Origin of the sequence: Viridibacillus sp. FSL H8-0110, assembly GCF_038003565.1 — a bacterium.
Taxonomy (GTDB): domain Bacteria; phylum Bacillota; class Bacilli; order Bacillales_A; family Planococcaceae; genus Viridibacillus; species Viridibacillus arenosi.
On sequence record NZ_JBBOPJ010000001.1, the window covers coordinates 3,155,963 to 3,181,802 of the forward strand.

At 33.7% G+C, this 25,840-nt stretch carries 29 protein-coding genes; 6 read left to right on the forward strand and 23 right to left on the reverse strand.

Features of this window, described 5'->3' with window-relative positions; genetic code table 11:
- Positions 1-71: 71 nt before the first annotated feature.
- The 4 genes from MHH98_RS15795 to MHH98_RS15810 all read right to left on the reverse strand — a co-directional run bounded on the left by MHH98_RS15795 (position 72) and on the right by MHH98_RS15810 (position 3,786).
- On the reverse strand, positions 72-218 hold the full coding sequence (locus MHH98_RS15795) for a hypothetical protein (protein ID WP_164491936.1): 147 nt from the start codon (positions 216-218) through the stop codon (positions 72-74).
- 337 nt (positions 219-555) lie between these two features.
- Entirely contained in the window at positions 556-1,233 is a 678-nt protein-coding gene (locus tag MHH98_RS15800) for a LysM peptidoglycan-binding domain-containing protein (RefSeq protein WP_340713227.1), read from the reverse strand.
- Between the two features lie 74 nt (positions 1,234-1,307).
- A complete protein-coding gene (locus MHH98_RS15805) occupies positions 1,308-2,753 on the reverse strand; it encodes a RecQ family ATP-dependent DNA helicase (RefSeq protein WP_340713228.1) in 1,446 nt (481 codons plus the stop codon).
- Between the two features lies 1 nt (position 2,754).
- Entirely contained in the window at positions 2,755-3,786 is a 1,032-nt protein-coding gene (locus MHH98_RS15810) for a helix-turn-helix domain-containing protein (RefSeq protein ID WP_162148723.1), read from the reverse strand.
- A gap of 105 nt (positions 3,787-3,891) precedes the next feature.
- On the opposite strand from MHH98_RS15810, the gene MHH98_RS15815 reads away from it, so the two are divergent.
- A complete protein-coding gene (locus tag MHH98_RS15815) occupies positions 3,892-4,140 on the forward strand; it encodes a ferredoxin (RefSeq protein WP_038190800.1) in 249 nt (82 codons plus the stop codon).
- 425 nt (positions 4,141-4,565) lie between these two features.
- Here the strand turns inward: MHH98_RS15815 and MHH98_RS15820 are convergent, their stop codons facing one another.
- Positions 4,566-5,231, reverse strand: a complete 666-nt coding sequence (locus MHH98_RS15820; RefSeq protein ID WP_340713230.1) for a DUF1129 family protein — start codon at positions 5,229-5,231, stop codon at positions 4,566-4,568.
- Between the two features lie 73 nt (positions 5,232-5,304).
- Entirely contained in the window at positions 5,305-5,631 is a 327-nt protein-coding gene (locus MHH98_RS15825) for a PadR family transcriptional regulator (protein ID WP_038190809.1), read from the reverse strand.
- A 223-nt stretch (positions 5,632-5,854) separates the two neighbouring features.
- On the opposite strand from MHH98_RS15825, the gene MHH98_RS15830 reads away from it, so the two are divergent.
- Entirely contained in the window at positions 5,855-6,637 is a 783-nt protein-coding gene (locus MHH98_RS15830) for an enoyl-ACP reductase FabI (RefSeq protein WP_038190811.1), read from the forward strand.
- Between the two features lie 90 nt (positions 6,638-6,727).
- On the opposite strand, the gene MHH98_RS15835 is transcribed toward MHH98_RS15830, so the two are convergent.
- From MHH98_RS15835 to MHH98_RS15865, 7 genes are all read right to left on the reverse strand, one after another.
- Complete coding sequence (locus MHH98_RS15835) at positions 6,728-6,901, reverse strand: hypothetical protein (protein WP_340713232.1); 174 nt, start codon at positions 6,899-6,901, stop codon at positions 6,728-6,730.
- Positions 6,902-6,942: 41 nt separating this feature from the next.
- On the reverse strand, positions 6,943-7,482 hold the full coding sequence (locus tag MHH98_RS15840) for an AAA family ATPase (RefSeq protein WP_038190817.1): 540 nt from the start codon (positions 7,480-7,482) through the stop codon (positions 6,943-6,945).
- A gap of 19 nt (positions 7,483-7,501) precedes the next feature.
- Positions 7,502-7,981: a tetratricopeptide repeat protein gene (locus MHH98_RS15845; protein WP_038190819.1), complete on the reverse strand. Its 480-nt coding sequence runs from the start codon at positions 7,979-7,981 to the stop codon at positions 7,502-7,504.
- Between the two features lie 738 nt (positions 7,982-8,719).
- Entirely contained in the window at positions 8,720-9,433 is a 714-nt protein-coding gene (locus tag MHH98_RS15850) for a Type 1 glutamine amidotransferase-like domain-containing protein (RefSeq protein ID WP_051448853.1), read from the reverse strand.
- A gap of 74 nt (positions 9,434-9,507) precedes the next feature.
- Entirely contained in the window at positions 9,508-10,296 is a 789-nt protein-coding gene (locus MHH98_RS15855) for an ABC transporter permease (protein WP_340713234.1), read from the reverse strand.
- On the reverse strand, positions 10,293-11,201 hold the full coding sequence (locus tag MHH98_RS15860; RefSeq protein WP_340713236.1) for an ABC transporter ATP-binding protein: 909 nt from the start codon (positions 11,199-11,201) through the stop codon (positions 10,293-10,295). The genes MHH98_RS15855 and MHH98_RS15860 overlap by 4 nt, the downstream gene beginning before the upstream one ends.
- Positions 11,201-11,437, reverse strand: coding sequence for a PLD nuclease N-terminal domain-containing protein (locus MHH98_RS15865; protein ID WP_340713238.1), 237 nt, complete (start codon positions 11,435-11,437; stop codon positions 11,201-11,203). Before MHH98_RS15865 ends, MHH98_RS15860 begins: the two co-directional genes overlap by 1 nt.
- A 214-nt stretch (positions 11,438-11,651) precedes the next feature.
- Between MHH98_RS15865 and MHH98_RS15870 the strand changes: the two genes are divergently transcribed.
- Positions 11,652-12,191, forward strand: a complete 540-nt coding sequence (locus MHH98_RS15870) for a helix-turn-helix domain-containing protein (protein ID WP_038190842.1) — start codon at positions 11,652-11,654, stop codon at positions 12,189-12,191.
- Between the two features lie 200 nt (positions 12,192-12,391).
- On the opposite strand, the gene MHH98_RS15875 is transcribed toward MHH98_RS15870, so the two are convergent.
- From MHH98_RS15875 to MHH98_RS15910, 8 genes are all read right to left on the reverse strand, one after another.
- On the reverse strand, positions 12,392-12,745 hold the full coding sequence (locus MHH98_RS15875) for a cupin domain-containing protein (RefSeq protein ID WP_038190844.1): 354 nt from the start codon (positions 12,743-12,745) through the stop codon (positions 12,392-12,394).
- A gap of 49 nt (positions 12,746-12,794) precedes the next feature.
- A complete protein-coding gene (locus MHH98_RS15880; protein WP_038190851.1) occupies positions 12,795-13,073 on the reverse strand; it encodes a hypothetical protein in 279 nt (92 codons plus the stop codon).
- Positions 13,074-13,122: 49 nt separating this feature from the next.
- Positions 13,123-13,908, reverse strand: coding sequence for a class I SAM-dependent methyltransferase (locus tag MHH98_RS15885; RefSeq protein WP_340713241.1), 786 nt, complete (start codon positions 13,906-13,908; stop codon positions 13,123-13,125).
- Between the two features lie 217 nt (positions 13,909-14,125).
- Positions 14,126-15,796, reverse strand: a complete 1,671-nt coding sequence (locus MHH98_RS15890) for an acyl-CoA dehydrogenase family protein (protein ID WP_340713243.1) — start codon at positions 15,794-15,796, stop codon at positions 14,126-14,128.
- Positions 15,793-17,298, reverse strand: a complete 1,506-nt coding sequence (locus MHH98_RS15895) for a class I adenylate-forming enzyme family protein (RefSeq protein ID WP_340711507.1) — start codon at positions 17,296-17,298, stop codon at positions 15,793-15,795. The genes MHH98_RS15890 and MHH98_RS15895 overlap by 4 nt, the downstream gene beginning before the upstream one ends.
- Positions 17,291-17,680: a MerR family transcriptional regulator gene (locus MHH98_RS15900; protein WP_340713244.1), complete on the reverse strand. Its 390-nt coding sequence runs from the start codon at positions 17,678-17,680 to the stop codon at positions 17,291-17,293. Before MHH98_RS15900 ends, MHH98_RS15895 begins: the two co-directional genes overlap by 8 nt.
- A gap of 156 nt (positions 17,681-17,836) precedes the next feature.
- On the reverse strand, positions 17,837-18,865 hold the full coding sequence (locus tag MHH98_RS15905) for an NAD(P)H-dependent flavin oxidoreductase (RefSeq protein ID WP_038190875.1): 1,029 nt from the start codon (positions 18,863-18,865) through the stop codon (positions 17,837-17,839).
- 13 nt (positions 18,866-18,878) lie between these two features.
- A complete protein-coding gene (locus MHH98_RS15910) occupies positions 18,879-19,040 on the reverse strand; it encodes a hypothetical protein (RefSeq protein ID WP_155981212.1) in 162 nt (53 codons plus the stop codon).
- Between the two features lie 283 nt (positions 19,041-19,323).
- On the opposite strand from MHH98_RS15910, the gene MHH98_RS15915 reads away from it, so the two are divergent.
- The 3 genes from MHH98_RS15915 to MHH98_RS15925 all read left to right on the forward strand — a co-directional run bounded on the left by MHH98_RS15915 (position 19,324) and on the right by MHH98_RS15925 (position 22,940).
- Positions 19,324-20,097 (forward strand): GNAT family N-acetyltransferase, encoded by a 774-nt coding sequence (locus tag MHH98_RS15915; protein ID WP_038190877.1) that lies wholly within the window; start codon positions 19,324-19,326, stop codon positions 20,095-20,097.
- A 48-nt stretch (positions 20,098-20,145) separates the two neighbouring features.
- On the forward strand, positions 20,146-20,361 hold the full coding sequence (locus MHH98_RS15920) for a DUF3006 domain-containing protein (RefSeq protein ID WP_038190881.1): 216 nt from the start codon (positions 20,146-20,148) through the stop codon (positions 20,359-20,361).
- Positions 20,362-21,215: 854 nt separating this feature from the next.
- Entirely contained in the window at positions 21,216-22,940 is a 1,725-nt protein-coding gene (locus tag MHH98_RS15925; RefSeq protein ID WP_038190883.1) for a helix-turn-helix domain-containing protein, read from the forward strand.
- 50 nt (positions 22,941-22,990) lie between these two features.
- Here MHH98_RS15925 and MHH98_RS15930 read toward each other — a convergent pair whose 3' ends face one another.
- Positions 22,991-24,175 carry a M20 metallopeptidase family protein gene (locus MHH98_RS15930; RefSeq protein WP_340711509.1) on the reverse strand — a complete coding sequence of 395 codons (1,185 nt, stop codon included), beginning with the start codon at positions 24,173-24,175 and terminating at the stop codon, positions 22,991-22,993.
- A gap of 10 nt (positions 24,176-24,185) precedes the next feature.
- A complete protein-coding gene (locus MHH98_RS15935; RefSeq protein WP_235175778.1) occupies positions 24,186-25,715 on the reverse strand; it encodes an AbgT family transporter in 1,530 nt (509 codons plus the stop codon).
- Positions 25,716-25,840 lie beyond the last annotated feature (125 nt).

Below are 25,840 nucleotides of genomic sequence, written 5' to 3' on the forward strand. Positions count from 1 at the left end.
TAAAATAACGATAGTCACCACAACTTGAAGTAAGAAAAAGCGTATCCATTTGATTATAGAAAAGCAACCAGTTAAAGAAACCATTCAAGTACTGTTGCAATTATATAAAGTGGTATTCCAACAATCAACATACCTGTAACAATGTAAGAAATGCTTGTTAAAATAAACTTAAAGAAATCATAGATAGCACCAGCTAAGTCATCTATAAGCCTTAACATTTCTAGCCTCCTTATTCAAAACCTGGCTATTTGTAAATTAAATATCCCTCAATCATTCATTACTTTCGAACCACTTTCATTTGACCTACATTTATCAAATAAATAAATTTCATACTAAATTGATTCGACACGCTTCCAAATATACCTGCTTTACTAAAATACGAATATAGCATTCGACAAAAAAAGCAGACAATGATTAAAACGTCACTGTCTGCAATAGAATGTTGGTGAATAATGAAACAACCACAATGTTAGGAAGATAAGAGTACTAGGTATTCTTTAGAATCATTCCACTTTACCAATCTTTTCAGATATCTATTCAATTTTATAACCATAGTTATTGTGGGATCGCCAAGCTCGATCCAACTACAACATTATCACTAGTCAAGCCATTTGCTTGTTTAATCTTCGCAATGCCATCTATACTACCGTAATACTTCATGGCTATGTTATAAAGTGTATCCCCTGTTTGAACAGTATGTAAACGACCACTCACCTGCGCTTGTTGATAGGCTTCATCAGGTGAGGTTGTATTGGTTTCAGTAGTCTGTCCGTTATTATTTGGAGTCGTTGTAACAGTATCCTTTGGAGGTTCTACCACTGCATTGTCATCCTTCTTTGTGGATGTATCCACTTTTTCTTTATTTGCTGTCTTTTCTTCTTTAACTTTTTCTTTTTCCTTCTTGTCTTCCGCTTTTTCTTCAGCTTTTGCTTGTGTATTTGCTTTTGTATTGGTTTCAAATTTCACATGGTCTTTTTCTAATTCCGTTTCTTCATTACCACCCTTGTCATAGAAAAAACCAACATAAATAAGGATGGATATAGGAATTGATATAAAGATAACGGCTAAAATCGTTGGTAATGGATTAATACGTCGTTTCTTTTTCTTATTATTATTACCATGAAGCTGACTACGGGTCATTCTCGAAGGGTTTTCGTTATTCTCAGAATCGAGCTTTAACTTAATGGTTTGACGATGCTCTTCTATTTTTTCGCGATAATCCTTTTGAGCCATCTTAACCACTCCTTTTTCACTAGTACTATTCTATATTATGACGAAATAAAACATAAAAGTAAATGTACGTTCTGTTAAAGATTCGGCAATAAAGCAGTCAATCTCTCTTCCCAAGAGCCTATATTTCCCTCTATTTCTAAATGCTTCCTTCTCTTCAAAATTGCAGCAATTTCTATTCCGCAATAATGGCAGCAATGAGCAGGTTTTTTTTCTAATGACTGCCCGAAATAATGTAGTAGCTGCTCACGTATACATTTCTCTGCTGTTACAAGTTCCTTCATTTCGTCTACTTGATGAACTTTACTAAAACGAATTGCAGTAAGCTTTTGTTGCACTTCTTCTGGCATCAAACTTTGCATCCAATAAGAAAGTACACGAAACCCAGTTTCACTTATTTGATGTTGATCTAGCATAATTGCTGGGTTTCCACCTTGCTGCATGTATGCTACATACTGTTCGACATGGCGTTGCTGAGGTAAATCTTCTGTGACGATAAATTTCGTCATATCCTCATCATTTGGAACATAAAGCAATATTGACAGTGCTTCCTGTCCATCACGTCCTGCACGCCCTACCTCTTGCATATAGTTGGCTACAGTAGATGGTATATGATCGTGAATGATTTGACGAACATTATCTTTGTGAACTCCCATACCAAAAGCGTTAGTTGCACAAATCCATTCGAGCTGCCCAGCCAAAAATTGCTGTTGGATAAATTGTCGATCTTCTGCCTCCATCCCCGCATGATATGCTGCTGCTCGAATACCATTAGCTAAAAGTTGCTCAGCATAGACACCCGTTTTTTTACGGGACTGTGTATATATGATCCCTGGACCACAAGTTTTTAAGACATGATCCACTATCCATGGGGCTTTTTCAGCGGTGTTTTCAAGTTGTACTACATCATAGTGTAAATTGAAACGGTCCACAGAATGAATATATTCAAATGGCTCTCTCATATGCAAATAATTCTTCATATCTTTTACAACTTGCTCTGTTGCAGTAGCACTTAATGCTAAAATCGGTGGGCGTTTCGTATCATCTAGCCAGTCAGTAATTTTTAAATAATCTGGTCTAAAATCAAACCCCCATTGTGAAATACAATGCGCTTCATCTACAACAATTAGTCCTAACTGCATTTCACGAAGTGCGCCTTGTACTTGTGGATTCATCAACATTTCCGGTGATGTAAAAATGAATCGATATTGCTGTAAATGCTGTAATACATTTCGTTTCTCAGACATTTGCAAAAATGAATTTAATGCTACAACACGCTTTTCTCCATATCGTTTTAATTGCTCTACTTGATCTTGCATTAACGATAACAATGGAGAAATGATTAATATCGGTTTATTTAATATATAACCAGGTAATTGATAACAGAGCGACTTTCCCATTCCAGTTGGTAATAGAGCAATCACATCTTGACTTTCAATGAGTGCTTCTATTACTTCCTTTTGACCAGAGCGAAATGTTGAATAACCAAAATGTTGTTGTAATAGCTTCTCCAAATTTGTCATTTCACATTTCTCCTTTCGCCGCAAGAATGAGCCTGATTTGGAAATAAGAAAGTTCAGGAACAACATCACGCAATACTTTTAATTTTTTACTATTTACTTGTTTTACAGCATGTACAATTGCCTCAACATTTTGAGACTCAACAAATTGTTCAAGTGGAAACTGCGACATAGTCATCGCCATCTCTACGAAATGATCTTCAATCGTACTTTCTTTCAAACGACGCATCGTAGCAATTTGTTCTAACGTAAAACCTTGTTGAAATAAGTTTGCAGTCTTTTGAGATGACTCTGTTAAGAGTTGTTCAATACGTACTCCTTCAGCAAGTTGTGACAAATAGTGCTTGGGCTCTTCATATAAAGTATCTAACCACATATGCAGTGCTTCTATATAAGCTAGTTGAATATCTAACAAAGAACGATTTTGTTCCCTAGCAAGCTGTTGCCACGTCCAGCCAGGTGTATTAAATCCACTTAAACGATAGAGTAAAAGATTTAATGAGGAATCTTCAACATCCAACTTATTAAGAGAATCTGAGATTTCAACTCTCATAGCATGATAAAACATGTCTGATTTATAATTATTTTTTACTAAAAATTTTTTTACCCATAATTGAATATCTTCATCTTTTTGGATTGGAGCAAACGATTTTATTTCCTGTACTGAATATGACAATGATTGTACGACTAATGATAATCTTTTGAAAAAGATATGCTCATTCCCTCGATAATACCAGCCATTAAAATACATAGGTTTACTTTTTCCAAGTACCTCTAAACCGGTATTTGTTAGTATAAAATACTGTTCATCTCTATATGTAGCATAGCCTAAGTCAATTAGTTGTTCTGCATACTCCATATATATTTCTTTTGTGAGTTTAGGTGTTAAGCCGAAAAAAGAATGGAGATTAAAATTTCCTACATCTTGAATTGTTTGTCCTGAACGTTTTCCTTTTAGCAAATGAAAACCCGCTGAAACGGAGCGTTCACCTCCAAATTTATGAAAAATCTGTAACAAAATTTGTTGTATGTACAATGCGATTTCCCCCATGAATAAGTAATTTTGGTTGAAATGTGTTGAAAAGCACTTTAGAATGAAAAGGAAGCTAATTAGGAGCGATTGTAAAAAGGAGAGAGAAGCATGGCGAAATTTACCATTGTTGATAAAGATACATGTATTGCATGTGGTGCTTGCGGCGCTGCTGCACCAGATATTTATGATTATGACGACGAGGGTATTGCCTTCGTTATTCTAGATGATAACATGGGAACTGAAGAAGTTCCAGATGATCTAATGGAAGATATGCAAGATGCATTCGAAGGATGTCCTACTGATTCAATTAAAGTAGCTGACGAGTCATTCGAAGGCGATGCATTAAAATACGAATAGTATTAAAGTACAGAGACTATTTTCACTAAGTGGAAATAGTCTTTTTTTGTTGTAGTCATATGTTGCACAACTTATCCGTATATTGAGTAAAAGTTGTCCTGCCATTATTCGAATTATAATTTATTTTCTTTATTTTTTGGCAAATAGTAATTTACATTAAAACTATTTAAGTTCAAGGGGCTGATACTTTGAAAAACTTACTCATAGGACTGATAAAATTTGCACTATCCACCTTTTTTATCTTTATCTTTGTATATATTAAGATATTTTCAGAGGCTGGTCCTCTAATGTCATTTGATTACGATGTGAGCGAAATCATATTCATCTTTATAGCTATTATGTTAGGTATGGTATCATCTGAATTGCTTATAAATGTATTTCATTACGAATAGAGAAAAAACTGCAGAATTGCTTCTGCAGTTTTTTTAATAACTTTTCGTCCGATCACGTTTCATTAAATAACTAATAAGTAATAATGCAGATCCTGCACCTAGCTGAGTAAACCAAGTAATATTAACAAGGGGACCTAGCTCATCAGTAAGGTAAAGAATAGCTATAAACAAGCCAAAAGTTACTACTCCCAAAACTCCTGATTTAACGATAGTTCTTTTCGACATTTTTTCTTCAAATGCACTTTGTTTTAACTGCTTCAATATTAGATAAAGTAAGCCTGAGCCTATTGCAACAACTGCAACGACATTTATTATAGATGAATATAAATAAATCTGATCTGATTTTGTTAAATAGCGACCAATAGCTCCAATAATAATGAACCAACCAATTATGTCACATAAAATTTCGACACCGAAAGTAACAAGACTTCCCTTCTTTTCTTTGAGCAATGCCTCCACTATTTCTTCAGCGTACAATTTTGGATTAGAACCAAACACATCACTTGCTGTTTTCCCTTCCGCTTGAGCTAATAATAAATGGTCGAGGATCTCTGTTAATACTTCCTCTGATTGACGTTCAGAGAGTAATAAATGCGCTCTAATATAGACAATTAATTTATCAAAATAGATTTCATTTTCTTTCGTTAATAGCTTACGTTTTTCATTATTATCTGCTATTAACTTCTTCACTATAACCATTTCCGCTTATCCCCTCTCGGTAGTCGTTCACACCACTTAGAATTTTATAAGATATAGAATTAATCCTTACTTACTAACCCTTCTCTTTCATTAGTTTTCCTACAGCATCAGAAATACCAAGCCATTCAGATCGAATATCATCTAATGCTTCTTTGCCCGCTGTTGTAAGTTTATAATATTTACGATTAGGGCCATAATCTGAAGGTCTCATTTCTCCTGTAATTAATTCATTCTTTTGAAGCCGTAGAAGAACTGGATAAATTGTGCCTTCACTGACATCAGATAAGCCTATTGTTTGTAGCTTTTTTGATAGCTCGTAGCCATAGACAACTTCATTTTCAATTACTGCCAATACGCAGCCATCTAATATGCCTTTTAGCAATTGACTTCTTATAGACACCCTATTCAACACCCCTCAGTACAGTACATTGCATGACAAGATAGCTATATAAATAAAACACTATTTTGTATTACAAAATAGCTACATTTACTATATATTGGAATGGTTTGGTTGTCAACTATGTGGTTATACAAAGTAGCTAAATCACTAGTTGCATTAACTACTAATTTAAGGTAGAATTTTAGTATCAGGTACTAATAGTAACTATATACAGGAGGCTATTATGGAGAACTTACTACAATTAAAAAATAAAAATATCGTCGTAATGGGCGTGGCAAATGATCGTAGCATTGCATGGGGAATCGCAAAATCTCTTTTCGACGTCGGCGCTAACGTCATCTTTACTTATCGAAAAGAACGCTCTTTAATGAAATTGGAAAAGTTAATGGCAGGTTATGAAGGCCAAGAGGCTACTTTCATCCAATGTGATGTGAATAGTGATGAAAGTATTAAAGCTGCTTTCGATACAATTGGTGCTAAAGTTGGTACAATTCATGGTATCGTACATTCAGTTGCATTTGCAAACGCAGAGGATTTAAAAAACCGTTTCCTTGAAACTTCCCGTGATGGCTATGCTTTTGCACAAGACACAAGTGCCTATTCACTAATTGCAGCTGCAAAAGCTGCACATCCTTATATGACTGAAGGCGGTTCAATTGTAACAATGAGTTATCTTGGAGCTGAACGTGTCTTAGAAGGATACAATGTTATGGGTGTAGCTAAAGCTGCCCTAGAAGCATCTGTAAGATATTTAGCAGCGGATATCGGTGCTGATAATATTCGTGTTAATGCGATTTCAGCTGGTGCGATTAAAACTTTAGCAGCAAAAGGCGTACCTTCATTCAACAAAATTTTAAACCGTATTGAAGAAAGCGCACCGTTAAAACGTAATGTTACACAAGCTGAAGTAGCTGATATGACAATTGTTATGCTTAGTCATTTATCTCGTGGCGTCACTGGCGAAACGATTTATATTGATGGTGGCTATAATATTATGGGAATTTAATAATATTACGCACTCTTAGGGGTGCGTTTTTCTCGTTATTACGTTACTTTTTCATCCTGTCAAAATAGTCAATACTTACCCTCAAATAATTTATGCACCAAAACCGCGAATGCCCACTAATACAATGATTAATAAACAACCTAGCACAACAATTGAAATAGCACTCATACCAAAATATTTTAAGGGTCTACTTTCTTTTGATTTTACACCTTTAATACCTAACCAAAAACTTACTATCCAAGAAGCAATCCATAACGAAAGCACACCATATCTTCCATTTAAAATCACTTATATCTCACTCTTATTCAAAAGATTTCAATATGATCATTCTGAATATAATCGATTACCTGATCAATATAAGATTCTAAAGGGTATGAAGTATCTATCTTTAAACAGTTTATTTCTTCTGGCTTCTTACTATTTTGAATTGTATATAAAAAATCCTCTTTTGAATTTATAGAAGCGATCTGACTCATCTTACGATTTCTTGAAGCTAACCGATGATTAATTTCTTCAAAATCATTTAGTAAGCACTCCACATACTTATAAGTTACATTATGCTTTTTCTGTAGTGAAAGACCTCTATCAATCATTTCATCATATAAGCATGGACTATCAAAAATCACACTATTGCCTAGCCCAAGATAATAATCTATTAGCTGCCAATCCATTTCATAAGAAATAGAACCTGATGTTTTTCTATCTAATATTTCTTTACAACTCGCTAATAAGGCTGATTTGATAATGTCATGATCTACTATAATCGCACCAGTACGCTTTGCAATAGCTTGCGCAAGTGTGGATTTACCTGATCCAGGAAATCCAGACATTTGAATGAAAAACACTGTTCTATAACTCCTTTCACTACCAAACTAGGTGAAGTTTATCTTTATAAAAATGAATAGCGCGCTCGTATTCCTTAATACTTTCATCTTTAGTAGACGAGATAATCACATCAAGTAATTGCCCAATAGAATCTTCGTGCTTTTTCAAATTGAACAAAGTCATCGCGTAAAATACTTGGAGCGCTTTAAAATTCGGATATTTTGTGATACCTTCTTGAAATACTTTTTCTGACTTCTGATACTCCCCAATTGTTCGATACGTGCTACCTAAACCTAGATAAGCATTAGGTTCATCTTGATTATTTAATCCTAGTAAAATAGCTTTTTCATAGTAAAGTATGGCTTCATTTTCAAGACCTAGAACATCTAAGCTCCATGCAGTTTGATAATTTACTAATCCATCTTCCGGGTAATCCCGATGAATATCCATCATTAATTGATTAGAATCTCTTAATAAATTTTTCTCTCGTAGTTGTAAAACCTTTTCTAGTCTCTGCATAAATCGGCTCACTCCCTAATATACGATGGACTAATAACCCATTTTTCTAACTCTACAAAGATTACATTTATTAGTATCTCTTCCGTTTTGCCACATGCTCTAATTTCTTTGTACAACTTACACAATGAAAGTTTTTTGCTTTTCTCTCTTTATATAGCTTGTAATGCTTCGTACCTTCTATCAATTTATAAGGTTCTTTACACAAACCACAGACTACTTCATAATAAATCACCATCGTTTATTGCCCCTCTCCGTATAAATTTTATTGATTTCTTCGCCTAGCATTCAATTTAAATAGCAACCAGATTTCATCAACTCTTGATCCCGATATCGAAACGCCAAGTATCAAAATAATCAAGATTCTAAATATATCTAATCTATTTATTTCATCTAGGGCCTCCATATTGATGACCACCCAAATGCTTAAAAAGATTACTGTTAAATAAAAACATATATTAGGAATTATCCACAGCATCCTTTTCATTTTGTTGTCCATAAAAACCCCCTTTTCACTTCTCTCTAACATCTATACATCATTATCCTATATATTCAAAATAATTACATCTAATATAAAAAAGACTAACTAATTTCAGCTAGTCTTTTTCCTTTTATCAAAACCATCTAATTCAAAAAAATATTAGAGTGAATATGTTCAACATACTTTTTATAAACAATAAGAGTATTAATTAAGAGAAATGATGATGACTTTAGATACTTACATTTCCTAAACTTAACAAGCTAACCGAGCATAACAACTTCCATATGTTCTTTCGTAAATTTGATATCTGTTGACAGCGAATATGCTGATGAATTTATCTTTGAAACAACACATTTTGCTAATTCACCATTTTTAAAGTGGACAACAGCGCCATCATCTACTGCTAATCCAGATGAAATTCTTCCATTACTTATAAGCTTAAATAGTGCTTGTTTACTCTCTTCATCATTGTAGTAAGGGCATAAAACTCCTTTTATTAAACCTAAGCCTGCGGAAATTTTGTATACTAAGGATTCGTCCTTCCATACCCCTTCTTCAAACAAGTATATTGCGCTCGTACCTGCTCCAACTATGATTTTTCCTTTATGATAGGCTTCTTTAAGTTTCTCTTCCATCTTAAATTTTCTCCATATATTGATCATAAAATTCAAGTTACCATCACCAATATAAAGAATGTCTTGTTTCTCTATTATGGAATTCAGACATTTTTCATTCATGTCAGAAATCGTAATATGTGTAGGCTTACATTTCTTAATAGAAAAAACTTTATAAAAATCTTTAATATACCTTTCATTATCCTCACTCGCTGTTGCTATAAAACAAATGCTAGGTTTTATATTTACTGCTTGCTGTAATATATATTGTTCTTGTAATGGATTATCTATATTTGTTGAAAAGTTGCCACCTCCGAGTGCAATAAATTGCAACATCTTACTGTCATCTATACAAGTCATAGTATGTTACCTCTCCAGTTAAAATTCGTTAATTTATCGTTTTTATATTTCCAAACTTCTAACACTTTCTTAATCTAATTAGGTTGGAACTTTTTTTTCACGATCCAATGATACGTAAATGTGACTGTTAGAATTACCCAAAGAATTGTTGCAAATAGATTAATAGAAAAGTTTGCCCCCACTGAGCCAGTTATAAGCAAATTCATCGCATGTTTGCTCATTCCAGCTGGATTTACCACATCTAAGACTGGATGAAGCCCTACTAACATTCTACAAATTAGTAACGTAATAATACCTATTAATGCAATTAACGCTTGGCTATTTAACACTGCGCTTAGCATTGTAGTGAACGATAAGCTAAAAAGGATCCACAATAAATAACAAAAAAGCGCAGTAATCATTAGTGATAACTCTATACCGGTAAACAGGAAATGAATGTATAACAAAGAAACGACATAACCAATCCCCACACTTATTGAGACTAATAAATAATTAGAAAGGAGCTTTCCACCAATATAAGAGCTAACAGTAACTGGCCTTGTTAAAATAAATGCTAACATTCCACTCGATTTATCTGATTGAATTAACCCCATCATAGCAATGACAATTATCATTATGCCAAGTTGATCGAATTGTGAGCCCAACGTTGCTGCAAGAACCTGCCCTCCTGTCTGTTCAGTCATAGATGGATCAATTGAAATTCCTTGTGTACCACCAAGTGCTTCTAAAATTGAGGGTAAGTAATATGTCATGATTGGCTGCGTCGCGCCTAAAAAGATAAAAACAAGGGGCAACCAGATTAATTTGAAATCATTCAACACTTGACTATATTCTTTTTTCATTAGTACAACTAAAGAATTCATGTACCCACCACCAATTTCAAAAATATTTCTTCAAGGGTTTCGTGTTCATCAATTTCAAAACGTATAATATCAACATTATTTTCTAATGCATTCTGGATAAGAGAATTTTTATATTTTACAACATCATCTAATGTAACTTTTACTTTATGGCCAGTCATTTCTGCATCTTTTACATACGGGAGCATTTTCACTGTATCTACCCAAGATTTATCATTATGTGTGATTTCTAAATATACAACAGGTTTACTATTACGACTTATCAGGTCAAGCATTGTTGTATCTTCAATTTTTATACCATTTTTAATGACAACGAATCTTTCACAAATTTCCTCTGCGTCACTTAAAATATGGGTTGATAATAATATTGTTGTTTCTTGCTTAATTTCTTGAATCAAATTTAGAACCTCTCTTCTACCTATCGGGTCTAAGGCCGAGACCGGTTCATCCATTACGATAAAAGCTGGTTTATGTAACAACGCCTGTGCTATACCAAGTCTTTGCTTCATACCACCTGAGAAAGTTCGAACTTTGGCATCCTCTTCATCTGAAAGCCCCACTTTAGCTAATATTATCGGTACATCTCTATTCAATTCTTTTTTTGAAATACCCGACAGTTGCCCCATAAAAAAAAGTGTTTCTTTCGCCGTCATCCATTCATAGAAATTTGGATACTGAGGTAGGTAACCTATTTCACGCTTCATTTTCGAGATGTTTTTACCTTCTAAAAGTACTTCACCTTCGTCTGTATGAAGGATATCAGCAATTATCTTAATTAATGTCGATTTTCCCGCTCCATTAGGTCCTATTAATCCTACGCATTGACCCGTTTCTAATATCATTGAAAATTGACTAACCGCTTTCTTTTCCTTAAATTTTTTTGTTACATTTTTAATTTCTAGTTTCATTATGCTCTATTATCCTTTCTTCCTATTACGAAATATAAAATCGGACCTATTGTATTGCAAAATAAAATAACAAGTGTCCAAATAAATACATTTTCCCTAGTCTTACGATTACGATATAAATCTAATAAAGCAATCAAAATTAAAATAAATCCTACTGCCATAAAAGGTAATATGATTGGTAAAACTCCCATCCAATCTATATCCTTTAAATCTTCCAGATTATAATGTAATTGCATTTTATATCCCCTCTCTTGAATTTATTATTCATTATCATTATCGATAATGATAATATAATTGTAGTACATTTGTATAGACTTTTCTCAAATTATTTTTATTTCAACCAATTTTTGTGAATTAAAAATAATATAAATATTGTACTTGTAATTTTAATAATTCATGTTGATAATATTATCAATATGGATAATGAAAATTTTTTTCAAAGGAGAAATAATGAATAATAAAGCTGAAGTTTTAATTCACCCTGTAAGAATGAAAATATCTCAAGCTCTTATGCGAAATAAAGAAACTGGTCTCACTCCACTTGAAATGGTGAAGATTATAGAAGATGTGCCACAAGCCACTCTATATAGACATATTCAAGTGCTTTTAGATGCTGGTATTATCCAAATTATAAAAGAGAAAAAAGTCAGATCTGTATTTGAGAAATACTATTCACTAAACGAGGAAGCTGCTCGACTTGACTCAGAAGAATGGCAAAAATTATCCAAAGAAGAAAAGGTTAATTATTTATCTTATTATCAATTATCTTTAATGACTCAATATGAAAGTTATTTATCAGGATTAGAACTAGACGGATCTAAAGAAGACAAGGCAACCTTTTCACTTTTAGAGTTAAAAATTGACGATGAACATTTTGATAATTTCCAGCAAGAATTAAATAGTTTAATGATCAAGTATTACAATAAAAAAATTAACAACCAAAATATCCCTACACGTACAGTCGCAGTAACAATTATTCCAAAATCTTAGCTTTAAAATATGGTTAGGACTACACCATAATTAAGTGAAAATAATGAGAAAGTAAAGTTGCTCCTATTTGATACCTCTTCGCTATTTTCTAAATATCGGAAAATAAAGTTTAATAAATACAAAATAGGCATATAAAAAGGACTAGCTGAATTTCTAGGCTAGTCCTTTTTATATTAAATTTCATTTCATCTTGAAAATACTCAAATCGTCCATCCTTTTAATGAGAGCATATCAGATGCTCTCAATTCATCACTCTCTATAACCATCACTTGCATACCACATTCACTAGTAGTTTCATGCCATTCACCCTTGTCCCAAAACACAACATCACCGGGACCTACCGTTTTTCCGCCTTCTTTACCAGCAACATTACCTGCTCCGTTTAATACTATAAGCAATTGATTCGTTACTGTTTGATGGTTACCTATCACACCATCCTCTTCTAAAGTCATTAAACTAATATTCGTTGATGTTGAAGTTTGGCAAATATGCGATAGTTGAAAATCCGAATCAAACGCATTCATCCTTCTTTTAGTTATATTAAATATTTGCAATTACTCTCACCCCTAAATGTTTATTGCGAACTTTTATTTCAATTGAGCTTCATAATTCCAGATTTTTTTCATGGCTACTCAAAAAACCTCTTTGCAATTGTAATAAAACTAGTGATAGAACTACTGCATTAATAGCATAAAAAATAGCATACACAACAGACTCTTTCTTTTCGTAAACTTCGAAAATCGGTAAAATATTAGGAACTACTAATAATATTATTGTAACGACAGATGAATAAAAGATACTTTTGTGTTTAAAAACCCCAATAAAGCTTGAAATGAACACAATCAATAGAGCGAAATAATGATAGTAAGGAATAACAGACACATATTCTCTCCTCTATAATGTTATTTGTTACTGATAAAATATAATCACTTCACTTACATGATTCACTAACTTTCTTACACACAAAAATCATTGAATAACTATCATTCGTTATTAGGTTTTCTTGCCAATCTTGATATATTTGAATAACTTCAAACCCATGATTCGCAAGCATTCGTTCCATCTCCTTTGGGTAAACATACCTTAATGTAATATTAGTACTCACTTCATTTACTATATGATTTGTTTCATCTTTATATTTTCGAATTGTTGTATAATATTGCAATTGATTGAGCGCATCATATTTTGCAATTGTAGATACATCCACTTTATGTTGCATGTCAATATCAATATACGTATACCAGTGTTCTTCTGTTTCTGGCTGTAATAATTCTTCAGCACTTGGAAATCTCGTATTAAAGATGAAAATGCCATTTTGAAAAAGATGTCTATTAACCGATGAAAATAAGCCATCTTGATCTTCATTCTTTAGAAAATGTTGAAAAGAATTCCCAACAGAGAATGCAAAGTCGGTTTTAAAATTTAATTCTAACTTCGTACAGTCTTGCTGAATCCATTTTATTGGTAATTTCATTTTACTAGCTTTCTTCTTCGCTTCATTTAGCATACCTTCATGTGAATCTATTCCTACTATCTTATGACTACTTTTGGCTAGAGGTATCGTTGCCCTGCCAGTTCCACATGCAATATCAAGAATTGGACCTTCAGCCTTTGACGCCCATTTTTGTAGAAATGGAATATCATCTGTGTAACGGTTATTTTCCTTATCGTATAATACTGGATTATCATATTCTTCTGTATTGTGTTTTATTGACATAATTTAATATCTCCTTTTATCTTTTTGATTCATCAATCTACCAGTACTTATGTAAATTTCCCCCTAATAATCTTCCATTTTTTTATTGTCCCATATTTTCAAAATTACCACATTAACATTCTAAAAATACTGCTGCTAATTTTCTATTTGAGGCGCTTTTTTTGATATTAGTAAATATGAACAAAAAAACTGCGAGAGTACTCCTCGCAGTTTTCCCTTATACAATCTCTTCAAAATATTGCACTGTTTTCATCGGGTCCCCTATTTCCCTTAAGGACCACACCTCATCTAAATACACTTCAGCAAGTTTCTCATATCGTCCACCATGTTTTACTGCCCATTCGATCGCTACTACACTTTCATAAACATGCGCCATTTTCTTTGCTAATTTTTTCGCCTCAAAACTTTGTAAATCGGCATCTAAACCCGCGAATTTAGAAAGTTCTTCTGTTAATAATTTTAGCTGAATAACGACAATTTGTTTTTGCTCATTATTTGTAATTTGCTGTAGACGTTTTTGCATAACATCCGTGAATACAGTATGTGCTGAGTATTTATTTACTAGACGGATTAATTCTAATCCTAGAATATTCGCAGTCCCTTCCCAAACCGTAAGAACTTGGGCATCACGTAATAATCTTGGTGTCACAAAATCCTCAATATAGCCATTTCCACCATGCATTTCAATTGCTTCATGTGCAAAATGAATTGCTTGCTCAGCTGTTTCCTTTTTCATAATAGCGATATACAAGCGGTGCAATATCACTTCTTTTTCCGTAGCTTCACCCGCTGTCACTCTTTCATAAAGTCCAATCAAATCAAATACGGTTGCTACTTCTACATGAAGTGTTGCTGCAAGCTTACCTAATGTATCTCGTACCATAGGAAAATCGGCCAATCTCTTGCCAAATGCATTTCTACGGGTTGCATAGTCTTTTGCCTCAAGTAATGCTCTGCGCATAATGCCAATAGATGCAACCGCATTACAAATCCGTGAGAGATTTAAAGCTTCCATCATATAGTAAAATCCTCTAGTAGGATCTCCCACAACAAAAGCTTCAGCTCCATCAAATTCTACTTCACCTGAAGGTACTGCCCTAACACCTAGTTTATCTTTCAAACGGCGCACACGTAAATGATTGACTTCTCCGTTCTCCTTACGCCAAGGTACTGCAAATAATGTTAATCCTTTTGAACCTCCTGAGGCCCCTTCAATACGGGCAAGCACCATTGCAACTCCGCACATTCCTGCGTTCGATGCGAAATATTTTTCACCATATAATCGGTAGTTGTTGCCTTCTTTTATTGCTTTTACAACATTGGCACCAACGTCTGAACCACCTTGTCTTTCTGTTAAAAACGTAGCCCCTTCAAATAATGGACCTTCCCCTGTAGAACAAACAGGTGTTAAAAAACGCTCTTTTAATGACTCATCTGCATAATGGTCTAATAAATAAGCTGTAGCCATAGTTAAAGTGACAGGACAATAAAAGCCCGGCTCAGCATGGGATAATAAATATCCTTGTGCAAAGCTATATGTGTAATTCCCTTTCACACCAAGCGCAGGAATCTCCTTATGCACATAGCCCACAATCCCCGTATCATAAGTCTCCTGTATAGTTTTTTTATAGCCATCATTAACCCATACTTCAGAAACTTCTTCCCCATATTTATCATATCGTTTCAATTTCGGTTCGCCTTCACGATCAGTATGTTTTGCACGTAAGTTGATTTCGTTAGCACATAATTCACCAAAAACGCTCAATTCTCGATTAGCATAATCTAAAAAATCTGCATCTAATGTTTTTTCTAGTATAAGTTGTAAAGTTTGGTTATCATGAAAGAAGTTTCGTGCTGTTTGCTCAGTTACATCCTGTAATACTTTCATTGAACTACACCTACATTTCTTAGAGGTTGTTTCAATATTTTTCCTGATGCATTTCTTGGTAGTGCTTCGACTTGTTCAAATAGCCTTGGCACTTTAAATTTCGCTAAATGCTCAGTTAAATAAGACTTCAACTCCTCTACATCGACTTGTTCAGCTGAAGCATATACAGCTTTTACAGTTTCCCCCCATTCAGGATGAGGGACTCCTACTACTGCAACTTCATGAATACCAACATATTGCAATATTTGTTCTTCAATCTCTTTTGGATAGATATTAACCCCACCTGAAATAATTAAATCTTTTTTTCTATCAACAACCCAAATGTACCCGTCTTCATCAAACTTAGCTAAGTCACCAGTTTTCAACCATTCACCTATAAATGCTGCTTTAGTCGCCTCTTCATTTTTATAGTAACCTAGCATATTACCTTCACCTAATAGAACAATTTCCCCTACTTCTCCTCCTGCTACATCCTCACCAATATCGTTAACTATACGTAGTTCTGTATGGAGTGGTGCACGGTGCCCTATGCTCCCTGCCTTATTTTCATGTTCATGTGCCATTAAAATCGAACCACTTGGCCCTGCTTCTGTTAAACCATAAACACATACCAAATTGTCAGTTTTAAAAGCGTGTTGTATGAACTCTACTTCTTTTTTAGATACTGGTGCACCACCATATACCCACCATTTCATTGAAGAAAGGTCAGCATCACTTAACTTTGGACTTTGTGCTGTTAATAGATATGCTACCGGAGCTCCAAAGAAATGCGTCGTCTTCTCTTCAATAACCGTATCGATGAAAAGATCTGGTGTGAAAGTTGGTGTTAATACCGCGGTTGCTCCAACAATCATTCCAGCCATTAAAAATAAGTGTAAGGGAGCAGAGTGACTAAGTGGCATCATAAGGAGTAATCTGCTCTCTGGCTTCATCTCCATTTCTACACAAATCATCTGGGCAACTGTTAATATATTTCGATAACTAAATAGTACACCCTTTGGATTACCAGTCGTACCAGAAGTATAGAGAATAGTTGATTCATCATCTTCTTTTAAAGAACAATTTATTTCTTTATCTTTACTAGTAGCTACTAAATGCTCGAAACTTAACCATCCATCTTCTTCAGCACCTGTTTTAATTAGTAAACCTGGATTTTGTAATTTTTCGACTACAGGAAATAAAAGCTCATGAGTTATGAAAGCGATTGCATCTGAATGTTCAACAATATATTCCACTTCTTTTATTGAAAACTTTGCATTGATTGGAACAATTACAGCTCCTAGACGCTGTACGGCAAAATAGCTAATCATAAATTCCACAACATTCGGCATATATAAGACAACTTTATCCCCCTGTTTAATTTGCTTTTCTTGTAAAGCATTAGCAAATTGATTAACTAGTTGATTTAACTCTTTGAAATTGATTCGCTTGCCTTGACTTACAATAGCTTCCCCATGTGGATACTTTCTTGCATTGCGCGTTAATAATTGTGAACTATTCAATATAACTGCCCCCTTTTAAACTATTTAACTTTTCAGTAAAATCAAGATGTAGAGTTTCCAACTCATCTCGAATTTCCTGTAACTCCCGCATTTTCTCATCGATTTCAGCCATTTTTAATTTTCCATATGCAACTGTTCTTTCAAGTTGTTTTTTACCTGTTCTATCCTTGTCAAATAGTAAAATCATTTCTTTGATTTCCTCGAGTGAAAACCCGTATCTCTTACCTCTGAAAATCAGTTTTAGCTTTGCATAATCTGAATTTGTGTACATTCTTTTTTTTGCATCTGTCCGTTGTGGAGACAATAAACCAAGTTCCTCATAATAGCGAATTGTCCGTGTCGTTACATCGAATTCTTTTGCAATATCTGTAATTGTCCTCAATAGCGCCACCATCCTAACAAGAACTTAGAAGCAGTATATCATTGACGTTAACGTAAAGTTCAACCAATAACTAATCTAGTTTTCTATGAAAATACAACAATTCATTTAACGAAAAGCGCACTACAAAAATGTAGTACGCCTCATAATTAATCTAAATCAATAGTCATCACTTATAAAATGATGCACAATATCCGCTACCTTCCCGGGCTTAGCTAAATACATATTTTCTCCAGCCCACATTGATAGATATTCTGCTTTTCCTTGCTGACCTGCTACTTTACGTAACTCCTTTGTTAAATCATTTTGAACTGGATAAGGAGCAATCGGTTGATTTGCCATGTAAGTCATAAAATCGTTTACAATCCCTCTAGCAGCTTTCCCTGAAAAAGCGGTTGTCAAAGCTGTTTTATCTTTTTCTGATTTTAAAATTGCTTCTTTATGTAGTGGATGTGCGCCACTTTCTTCAGTTGCTAGAAGCGCCGTACCAATCTGAATAGCTTCTGCACCTTCATTAAGTAATTCAAGCATATGCTTTTTTGTCATAATACCCCCAGCAGTAATGATGGGGATGTTTATTTTGCCGATCGTGTTTTTAAGTAGCTCCATTGTTGGAATTAACGTAAGAGGCTCTAAAAACGTCCCACGGTGGCCACCTGCTTCCCCACCTTGTAAAACTACAGCGTCTAATCCAGCTTGTTCCACCGCAATTGCTTCTTCTACAGTCGTAGCAGTGCCCATGCAATAAGTCTCATGTTTGTGTAAATAGGATATTGTTTCTTGATCTGGTATTCCAAAAGTAAAAGAGCAAATTTTCACACCCTCATCAACGACTACTTTTACCTGCTCGGCGAACTCACTGAAAGATAGCACAACCTTTTCTTCCGATAACCCAAGTTCTTGTTGAAATGGCTTTAATGCCTCGTACGCTTGTGCAATCTGTTCATCAGTTGCCTCAACCTGTTCTGGAACAAACAAATTTACTGAGAATGATTTGTCAGTCAAAGTTTTTACTTCTCGAATACTATTTCTAGTCGCTTCCGCATTTAAATACCCTGCACCAATAGAACCTAAAATACCTGCATTTGCACTTGCTGCTACAAATTCAGGCGTCGTCACTCCAGCCATTGGTGCTTGTAAGATTGGTTTATCTATCCCTAAAATATTTTGAACAAACAAAGATTCCATTACTGACTCCCCTTTATGTTTTTTTCTCACTTATTACCAACGCACCTAATATCGTCAGCGCTAATCCCCCCCAAGATAACGCTTCACTGTACTCAAAATTACGAAAGAAAAATTTCCCTGCTATAGTTAGTATACCGATGAATAATATAATGGACCCTACTATTTTGCGATTCATATCATCACATTCTTTCTGTATGGCTTTCCATCAAATTTATTATAACGAACTGTCAATACTTTATCATTTATATGTCCTTTACAATTCTCAGCTAAAATTACATTTTATTATTCATTTTCTCTACAATTTTAGTTAAAAATGCAATACGATATATTTTTATTTTTTAATATGTACTTGTAATCATCATATAAAAAAATAAATTCAATTATACAAATTGGAAAAATAATGGTAATATCGATAAAAAGAGTTATTTACAATATTTTGTAGAGAAAGTAGGAATTCAATGATTTATGAAGCTGATATAAATGTAAGAAAAAAGTTAGTACCTATGTTCGAAAATATGGATAGTACTATTGTTCTCTCATGTCTACAAGGACATATGGGAACCGCTTGGGTTGACAACCTTGAAAATCCTAAAGTAGCACAAGTAACTGTGGGGATTTTTGTATTTTATGCTGGAAATCCTAATACAAAGGAAGCAGAAGAACTATTATTCAATCTACCTGATTATACACTTGCAATTGTTAATAATGATGAATGGAAACTACTAATTGAAAAAGTACATAAAGGATCTACAGAAAAATTCCAACGATATAGATTTGAAAAGGTTCCTGAACATCTAGATGTGAGCTATATAAAGAACTTATTATCTACACTACCAGAAGGTTATGAACTAAAAAAAATAGATAAAACTATAGTGAATGAACCATCTTTTCATGAGCTTTCTGAAGACTTTATAAGTCAGTTTAATTCTATAGAAGATTTTTTAGATAGAGGTGTTGGTTTTGCTATTTTAATTGAAGGGAAAGCTGTGTGTGGGGCCACATCATATAGTATTTATGATGATGGGATTGAGATTGAAGTTGCTACACACCCTGATCATATAAGAAAAGGCTTAGCAACAATAACAGCTTCTGCCTTGATATTAGATTGTCTTAACAGAGGAATTTATCCTAGTTGGGATGGTGCTAATATAGAATCTGTTAAATTAGCTCAAAAGCTCGGATACATTTTTAAAGAATCTTATGATACTTACTTTATCGATTATCAAAAATAAGCCCTAAAGTTATTTTGTTTTTATTCTATTTTTAAGGAGTGGCTCAGCATGAAAAGAGGAATCATTGATCGTTTTGAAGGGGACATTGCTGTTGTTGAATTTGAAAATAGTCTGGAAGATTTTTCACTTACTCAATTACCTAAAGGTGTTCAAGCTGGAGATGTACTACTGTTTGAAAATGGAGAGATCACAATTGATTCAGAAGGAAAAGAACAATTGGGAAAAGAAGTAGCTGATTTGATGGAAGAGTTGTTTGAGGATTAATCTTTACTTCAATTCCTTTTTTTGTTTAGATTGCTAATTAGCAGATTTTTATTTTATTACATCGAAGATATGACCTTGGATTTATAAGAAGGCTAAAATGTGAAAAAATTAATTTCAAGGGAGATATTTAGTTGTATCATTACCGGTATAGGTTTATATTTTGTTTTTTTAGATTATTAAATGTCTCCATTTTCTATTACTTTTAATTTGTTTGTCGTTTCTTTCTCTTGATATTTTATACAATATAATAGAAAAAATATTTTTTTCTTCTACAGCTGATATTCACTATTTTTATGTATCAAAACTACACTATTTCTTCCTGAAGGCGAACTTGTAAATCTTTCAAACTTCTTTACTTATAAAGGCGAAATAAAGGAAATTATTAAGGATTTTTGAAGATTTTATTCAAGACAATAGAAATTCAAGTGGTTTTCTACATCTTCTCTTATTCATCCCCCCTAATTCCAAAATTTATATTTTATCAGGAAAACTAACATTGCTGGAATCACTATCTTAGTCATTTTCAGTAACCTTTTTCAATTATTTTCTAAATTATCGGAATAATTATGATAAAATAATAAATACAAGCTATATTCTTGGATATTCTAGGTATTATATTAAATTTGAGCTCTTGGAAGCTACATCCATTGAATTATTGTGAAAACGAAGCTGGAGAATTCATATATATTCAACTTATTTTCAAGGTATATCTCTGGTTGTAAATCAATATTCTTAAACAGTCTATCAGTTTAAAGTGTCTTAGGAAATCTCATTTCATTCATAAGATGTTCCTACTTTTTAAATCTATTTCAGCGTCTTATAAATAAACTAATTACATAAATGGAGTTCATAATATGCATGTTAGAGAAAATGGATTAATAAAGCAATGGCAAGCCTTTATAGAAATCACCAAAAACATCGAAAACACTACAGATGTTCAAAAAATAATTGAAGTCGTTATCGACACAATCGATAAAGCAGACGGTGGATTCCTACTTTTATGGGATGCAACACAAGAAACTCTCATTATTGAAGCTGCTGTTAATTTTAAAGAAGAATATTATATTCAGAGCAGGCTCGCTTCTGGAGAAGGGATATCTGGCACTGTGTTTAAAACTGGAAAAACGTTAGTTATCCATGGTGAAAGCGCAGTAAAGAAAGCAATGAGTAATATGAAAGAACCTAACTATCAATATTACTTAAAGTCTTCCGTTCAGCAGGTCCCACCAAAAAGCTGCCTTTCAGTACCTATTACTTATAAGGATAAAAAAATAGGTGTCTTAACTTTAGATAATTTTTTCTCTAATGATTATTTCACTGAAGAAGAAATAGGGTTTGTTGAAGCAATTGCTACTCAAATTGCAATAGTCTTCATCCTTAGCCAAAATCTCGAGGAAAAAGAAAAACGTGCACAAACTTTGAGCTCAACTTTAGCATCTCACCATAGTTTAAATGAAATTATTTTAAATGCACGTGATACAAAACAGATTATTTTATCATTAGCTAGTATGATTGACAAAGAACTTCTGTATTTTGATGCAGAGGGTCACTATTTGTTTGGTAGCCATAGTAGTACTAATATGAATCTCCCGACGATAATAGATTGGATAGAACTATCACTTTATCAATTCCCATCAAAAAAACAGTATTTTCAAGTTTCTTTGCCAAATGAATTGACTGGATACATTTTTAAAATATCCTCTTTATATGGTATAACCGGTTATCTTCTAGTTATTTGCCCAGCAAATTCACTAGATGTCTATTCAAAATTAACACTATCTCATGGCACTGCAATAATGGCTATTGAACAAATGAAGGAGCAAAAATTTTTAGAATCAAAAGTCCAAGAAAGAATGGCACTCTTTCAACAATTACTGATTTCTCAATCAGATCAAACATTAAATACGATGTTTGATGATACATACTTTCAAGCGTACTGCTTACTTTCTTATAAGCAGGAAGGTTTTAACGAGGCGAATTATGCAAACACATTAAATCTAGAGTCACAATATCAAAATAAATTCCGACCAATTGGGAACTGCATATTTTTCCCACATAAAGATTCTTTAATCATTTTAATTGCCTTAAGAGATCAACACGAGAATATCGAAAGCTCCCTTAATAAATATATTACTCTACAAAATAATGAACGAATTTTAATTGGTCGAGTTATCGCAAATATTGAAGGGATATTTGCGTCTTATCAGGATCTAGAACTTTTACAAAATACTCAACACTTAATAGATGGAACAATTATTTCATATAAAAAACTTGGAATATATCGTTATCTACTATCCATGTCTTCCATAGAAAAACAATATTTTGTTGAAGAAATATTGAATCCTATTTTACCCTCTCAAGATAACCAACGTACTAAAAACGACTTATTAGATACACTTATTAATTATTTTCATTGTCATAAAAATGTTGCTCAAACTGCAGAACGAATGCATATGCACCAAAATACAGTCTATTATAGAATCCAACAAATAGAAGAAAAACTCCAACTCGATTTAAACGATATTCAACATGCCATGAATATACAAGCTGCTTTATTTTTATATAACCAGCAACCATAATAAATCCACGAGACTAAAACTCTCGTGGATTGTCATTTCTATATATTCTATTAGTTGTTCTTGTTTTCAAGCAAATATTTCAGTGTTGCAGCACCTAAAGTATTTGCAGCTATTAACATAGAACGCTCATCAATATTAAATCTAGGATGATGATGAGGGTAAACCTCTTCCCAATTCGGATCTTTCGCACCTGTAAAGAAGAAAGTACCCGGTACATGATTTAGATAATAGGCAAAGTCTTCACCACCCATTACTGGCTCACATACACGAAGTTCATCCACACCTGGAACTTGTGTTGCTAGGTCCATAATGAATTCCGTTTCTTTCGTATGATTAACAACCGCAGGATACCCACGTACAAAGTTATATTCATAATCTGCTTTTGTTAAATAGCATGAAGCTTTTAAAACTTCTTCAATTTCTTTTTCCAATAAATCACGTGTATCCTCATCAAATGTACGAACCGTACCTTTCATATAAACAGAATCTGCAATTACATTAAAGGGATTTAGTGCTTCGATATGTCCTATTGATACTACAGCTGGTTTAATCGGGTCTACACGGCGAGCTACTAGTTGCTGTATATTTGTGATAAATTGAGCAGCAATAACGATCGAATCCTTTGTATTACTTGGATCAGAACCATGTCCGCCCTTTCCTTTTACAGTAATATAGATTCCATCAGCTGCTGCCATTAAAGGACCATCTTTTATCATTAAATTCCCTAATGGTTCAGGGGCCCATAAATGTGTACCAAATATAACGTCTACTCCGTCTAAACAACCATCTTCTATCATTGCAATTGCCCCACCAGGAGCAAGTTCTTCAGCGTGTTGGTGGATAAAAACGATTGTTCCTTCCAACTCATCTTGTAGCTTGTTTAACACTTTAGCTAATACTAAAAGTGTTGCTGTATGTCCATCATGTCCACATGCATGCATAACGCCATCTACTTTGGATTTATAAGGGATATCATTTAGTTCTTGAATCGCTAAGGCATCAAAGTCTGCTCGAAGCGCTACAGTTTTACCTGGTTTTGCACCATGCAATTTTGCAACTACACCTCGTCCACCGACGCCTTCAGTCACTTCATGTCCAAGGTTACGATGATATTCAGCAATATATTTCGGTGTATTTACTTCTTCAAATGATAACTCTGGATTTTCATGTAGGAAACGTCTAATTTCTATCATTTCTCCATAATTCTCTTTCAATAAATCATATAATTTTTCCATATAATTTCCCTCACTTTAAGTAAATTGAATCACCAGGTCCAAGTGGCAATCCTAATAAGAACCAAATACTAAACAACAAAATCCATCCAATCGCAAAGATAACTGAGTATGGTAGTAAAGCGGAAATCAATGTTCCAATACCGATATTTTTATCGTATTTTTTAGCAAAGGCTAAAAGAATTGCAAAGTATGCAAGCATTGGTGTTATAGGATTCGTTATCGAATCCCCTACACGATAAACTGCCTGTGTTAATGCTGGACTATAATCTAAATACATGAACATTGGAACAAAGATTGGTGCTAATAATGCCCATTTAGCTGAAGCACTTGCAATTAGCATGTTTATACTTGCACATATTACGATAAAGCCAATTATCATTGGTAAACCTGTAAAATCCATCGCTTGTAATACTTCAGCACCTTTAATCGCTAAAATTGGACCTATATTACTCCATCCAAAATAAGCAATCATTTGGGCTGCTACAAAAGCTAATACAATAAATGAAGCCATATCTGCAACAGATTTAAACATTTTCTCTGCAACATCTTTGTCACTCTTAATATTCTTTGTGACAATCCCATAAGCTAAAGCTGGTAACAGGAAGAAAAATAACATGATTGGTACAATACCCGTCATAAATGGAGAAGATAAGAAACCACCTGTTTCAGGATCACGTAAAATACCATTAGATGGTACAACCGTAATTAATAGAATAATAACATATATTGCGGTTACGATACCTGCCCATTTTAAGCCTTTATTTTCAATAGGAGTAATAGGTTCAAGTTTTTCCAACTCACCGTTAAATTCTCCAAAACGTGGTATCGTAAATTTATGTGCTACAAATGTTCCTAAACCTACTAAAACAAATGTTGAAGCAATTAGGAAATAATAGTTCATTGTTGCACGACCAGTATATTCAGGATCTACTAGATGTGCTGCAGATTCTGTGATTCCAAGTAACAGAACATCAAGAGAACTAATTAACAAGTTAGCACTAAAGCCACCCGCAATTGCGGCATATGTAACGACTAAACCAACAAGTGGATTTCGTCCAATACTCATAAAGATTAAAGCAGCAATTGGTGGTAAAACTATGAATGCTGCATCTGCTGCTACGTTTCCAACCAATCCTGTTAATATTAAAAATGGAATAATCAGTTTCTGTGGAGCACTCATCACAGATTTTTTCATCAATGCTGCGATTAAACCTGTTTGCTCTGCTAAACCGATACCAAGCATTGAAACAATAACCATTCCAAGAGGTGGAAATGATGTGAAATTTGACTGCATTTCACCTAAAATACGTATTAATCCTTCTTGATTAAGTAAATTGATAACGGCAATACTCTCATCTGTTCCGGGTTTCACAGCCGAAACATTGAACTTAGCCATTATCCATGACAATCCCAAGATCAAAAACGCCATTATAACAAAGAGCGTCACAGGATCAGGTAATTTATTTCCCGCTTTCTCTACTCCATCTAAAAATCGTTCAATTATCTTCTTTTTTGGCTTTTCGTTCATCGTTTTCGTCATCAAAAACCCCCTTTTTCTGAATATTTAAATGATAATGAATAATAAGTGATATTGATATAGTGTAAAACATGAAATTCTCTTGTTGTTTTTGGAGATTTCTCTAAAAAGACAAAAGAGTATATGTC

What these genes read in the sequence shown, in the direction of transcription:
- MHH98_RS15795 (WP_164491936.1), bottom strand. Translation starts at nt 218, where the DNA reads ATGTTAAGGCTTATAGATGACTTAGCTGGTGCTATCTATGATTTCTTT.
- MHH98_RS15800 (WP_340713227.1), bottom strand. Translation starts at nt 1,233, where the DNA reads ATGGCTCAAAAGGATTATCGCGAAAAAATAGAAGAGCATCGTCAAACC.
- MHH98_RS15805 (WP_340713228.1), bottom strand. Translation starts at nt 2,753, where the DNA reads ATGACAAATTTGGAGAAGCTATTACAACAACATTTTGGTTATTCAACA.
- MHH98_RS15815 (WP_038190800.1), top strand. Translation starts at nt 3,892, where the DNA reads ATGGCGAAATTTACCATTGTTGATAAAGATACATGTATTGCATGTGGT.
- MHH98_RS15820 (WP_340713230.1), bottom strand. Translation starts at nt 5,231, where the DNA reads ATGGTTATAGTGAAGAAGTTAATAGCAGATAATAATGAAAAACGTAAG.
- MHH98_RS15830 (WP_038190811.1), top strand. Translation starts at nt 5,855, where the DNA reads ATGGAGAACTTACTACAATTAAAAAATAAAAATATCGTCGTAATGGGC.
- MHH98_RS15845 (WP_038190819.1), bottom strand. Translation starts at nt 7,981, where the DNA reads ATGCAGAGACTAGAAAAGGTTTTACAACTACGAGAGAAAAATTTATTA.
- MHH98_RS15850 (WP_051448853.1), bottom strand. Translation starts at nt 9,433, where the DNA reads ATGACTTGTATAGATGACAGTAAGATGTTGCAATTTATTGCACTCGGA.
- MHH98_RS15855 (WP_340713234.1), bottom strand. Translation starts at nt 10,296, where the DNA reads ATGAATTCTTTAGTTGTACTAATGAAAAAAGAATATAGTCAAGTGTTG.
- MHH98_RS15860 (WP_340713236.1), bottom strand. Translation starts at nt 11,201, where the DNA reads ATGAAACTAGAAATTAAAAATGTAACAAAAAAATTTAAGGAAAAGAAA.
- MHH98_RS15865 (WP_340713238.1), bottom strand. Translation starts at nt 11,437, where the DNA reads ATGCAATTACATTATAATCTGGAAGATTTAAAGGATATAGATTGGATG.
- MHH98_RS15870 (WP_038190842.1), top strand. Translation starts at nt 11,652, where the DNA reads ATGAATAATAAAGCTGAAGTTTTAATTCACCCTGTAAGAATGAAAATA.
- MHH98_RS15885 (WP_340713241.1), bottom strand. Translation starts at nt 13,908, where the DNA reads ATGTCAATAAAACACAATACAGAAGAATATGATAATCCAGTATTATAC.
- MHH98_RS15890 (WP_340713243.1), bottom strand. Translation starts at nt 15,796, where the DNA reads ATGAAAGTATTACAGGATGTAACTGAGCAAACAGCACGAAACTTCTTT.
- MHH98_RS15905 (WP_038190875.1), bottom strand. Translation starts at nt 18,865, where the DNA reads ATGGAATCTTTGTTTGTTCAAAATATTTTAGGGATAGATAAACCAATC.
- MHH98_RS15910 (WP_155981212.1), bottom strand. Translation starts at nt 19,040, where the DNA reads ATGAATCGCAAAATAGTAGGGTCCATTATATTATTCATCGGTATACTA.
- MHH98_RS15915 (WP_038190877.1), top strand. Translation starts at nt 19,324, where the DNA reads ATGATTTATGAAGCTGATATAAATGTAAGAAAAAAGTTAGTACCTATG.
- MHH98_RS15920 (WP_038190881.1), top strand. Translation starts at nt 20,146, where the DNA reads ATGAAAAGAGGAATCATTGATCGTTTTGAAGGGGACATTGCTGTTGTT.
- MHH98_RS15925 (WP_038190883.1), top strand. Translation starts at nt 21,216, where the DNA reads ATGCATGTTAGAGAAAATGGATTAATAAAGCAATGGCAAGCCTTTATA.
- MHH98_RS15930 (WP_340711509.1), bottom strand. Translation starts at nt 24,175, where the DNA reads ATGGAAAAATTATATGATTTATTGAAAGAGAATTATGGAGAAATGATA.
- MHH98_RS15935 (WP_235175778.1), bottom strand. Translation starts at nt 25,715, where the DNA reads ATGACGAAAACGATGAACGAAAAGCCAAAAAAGAAGATAATTGAACGA.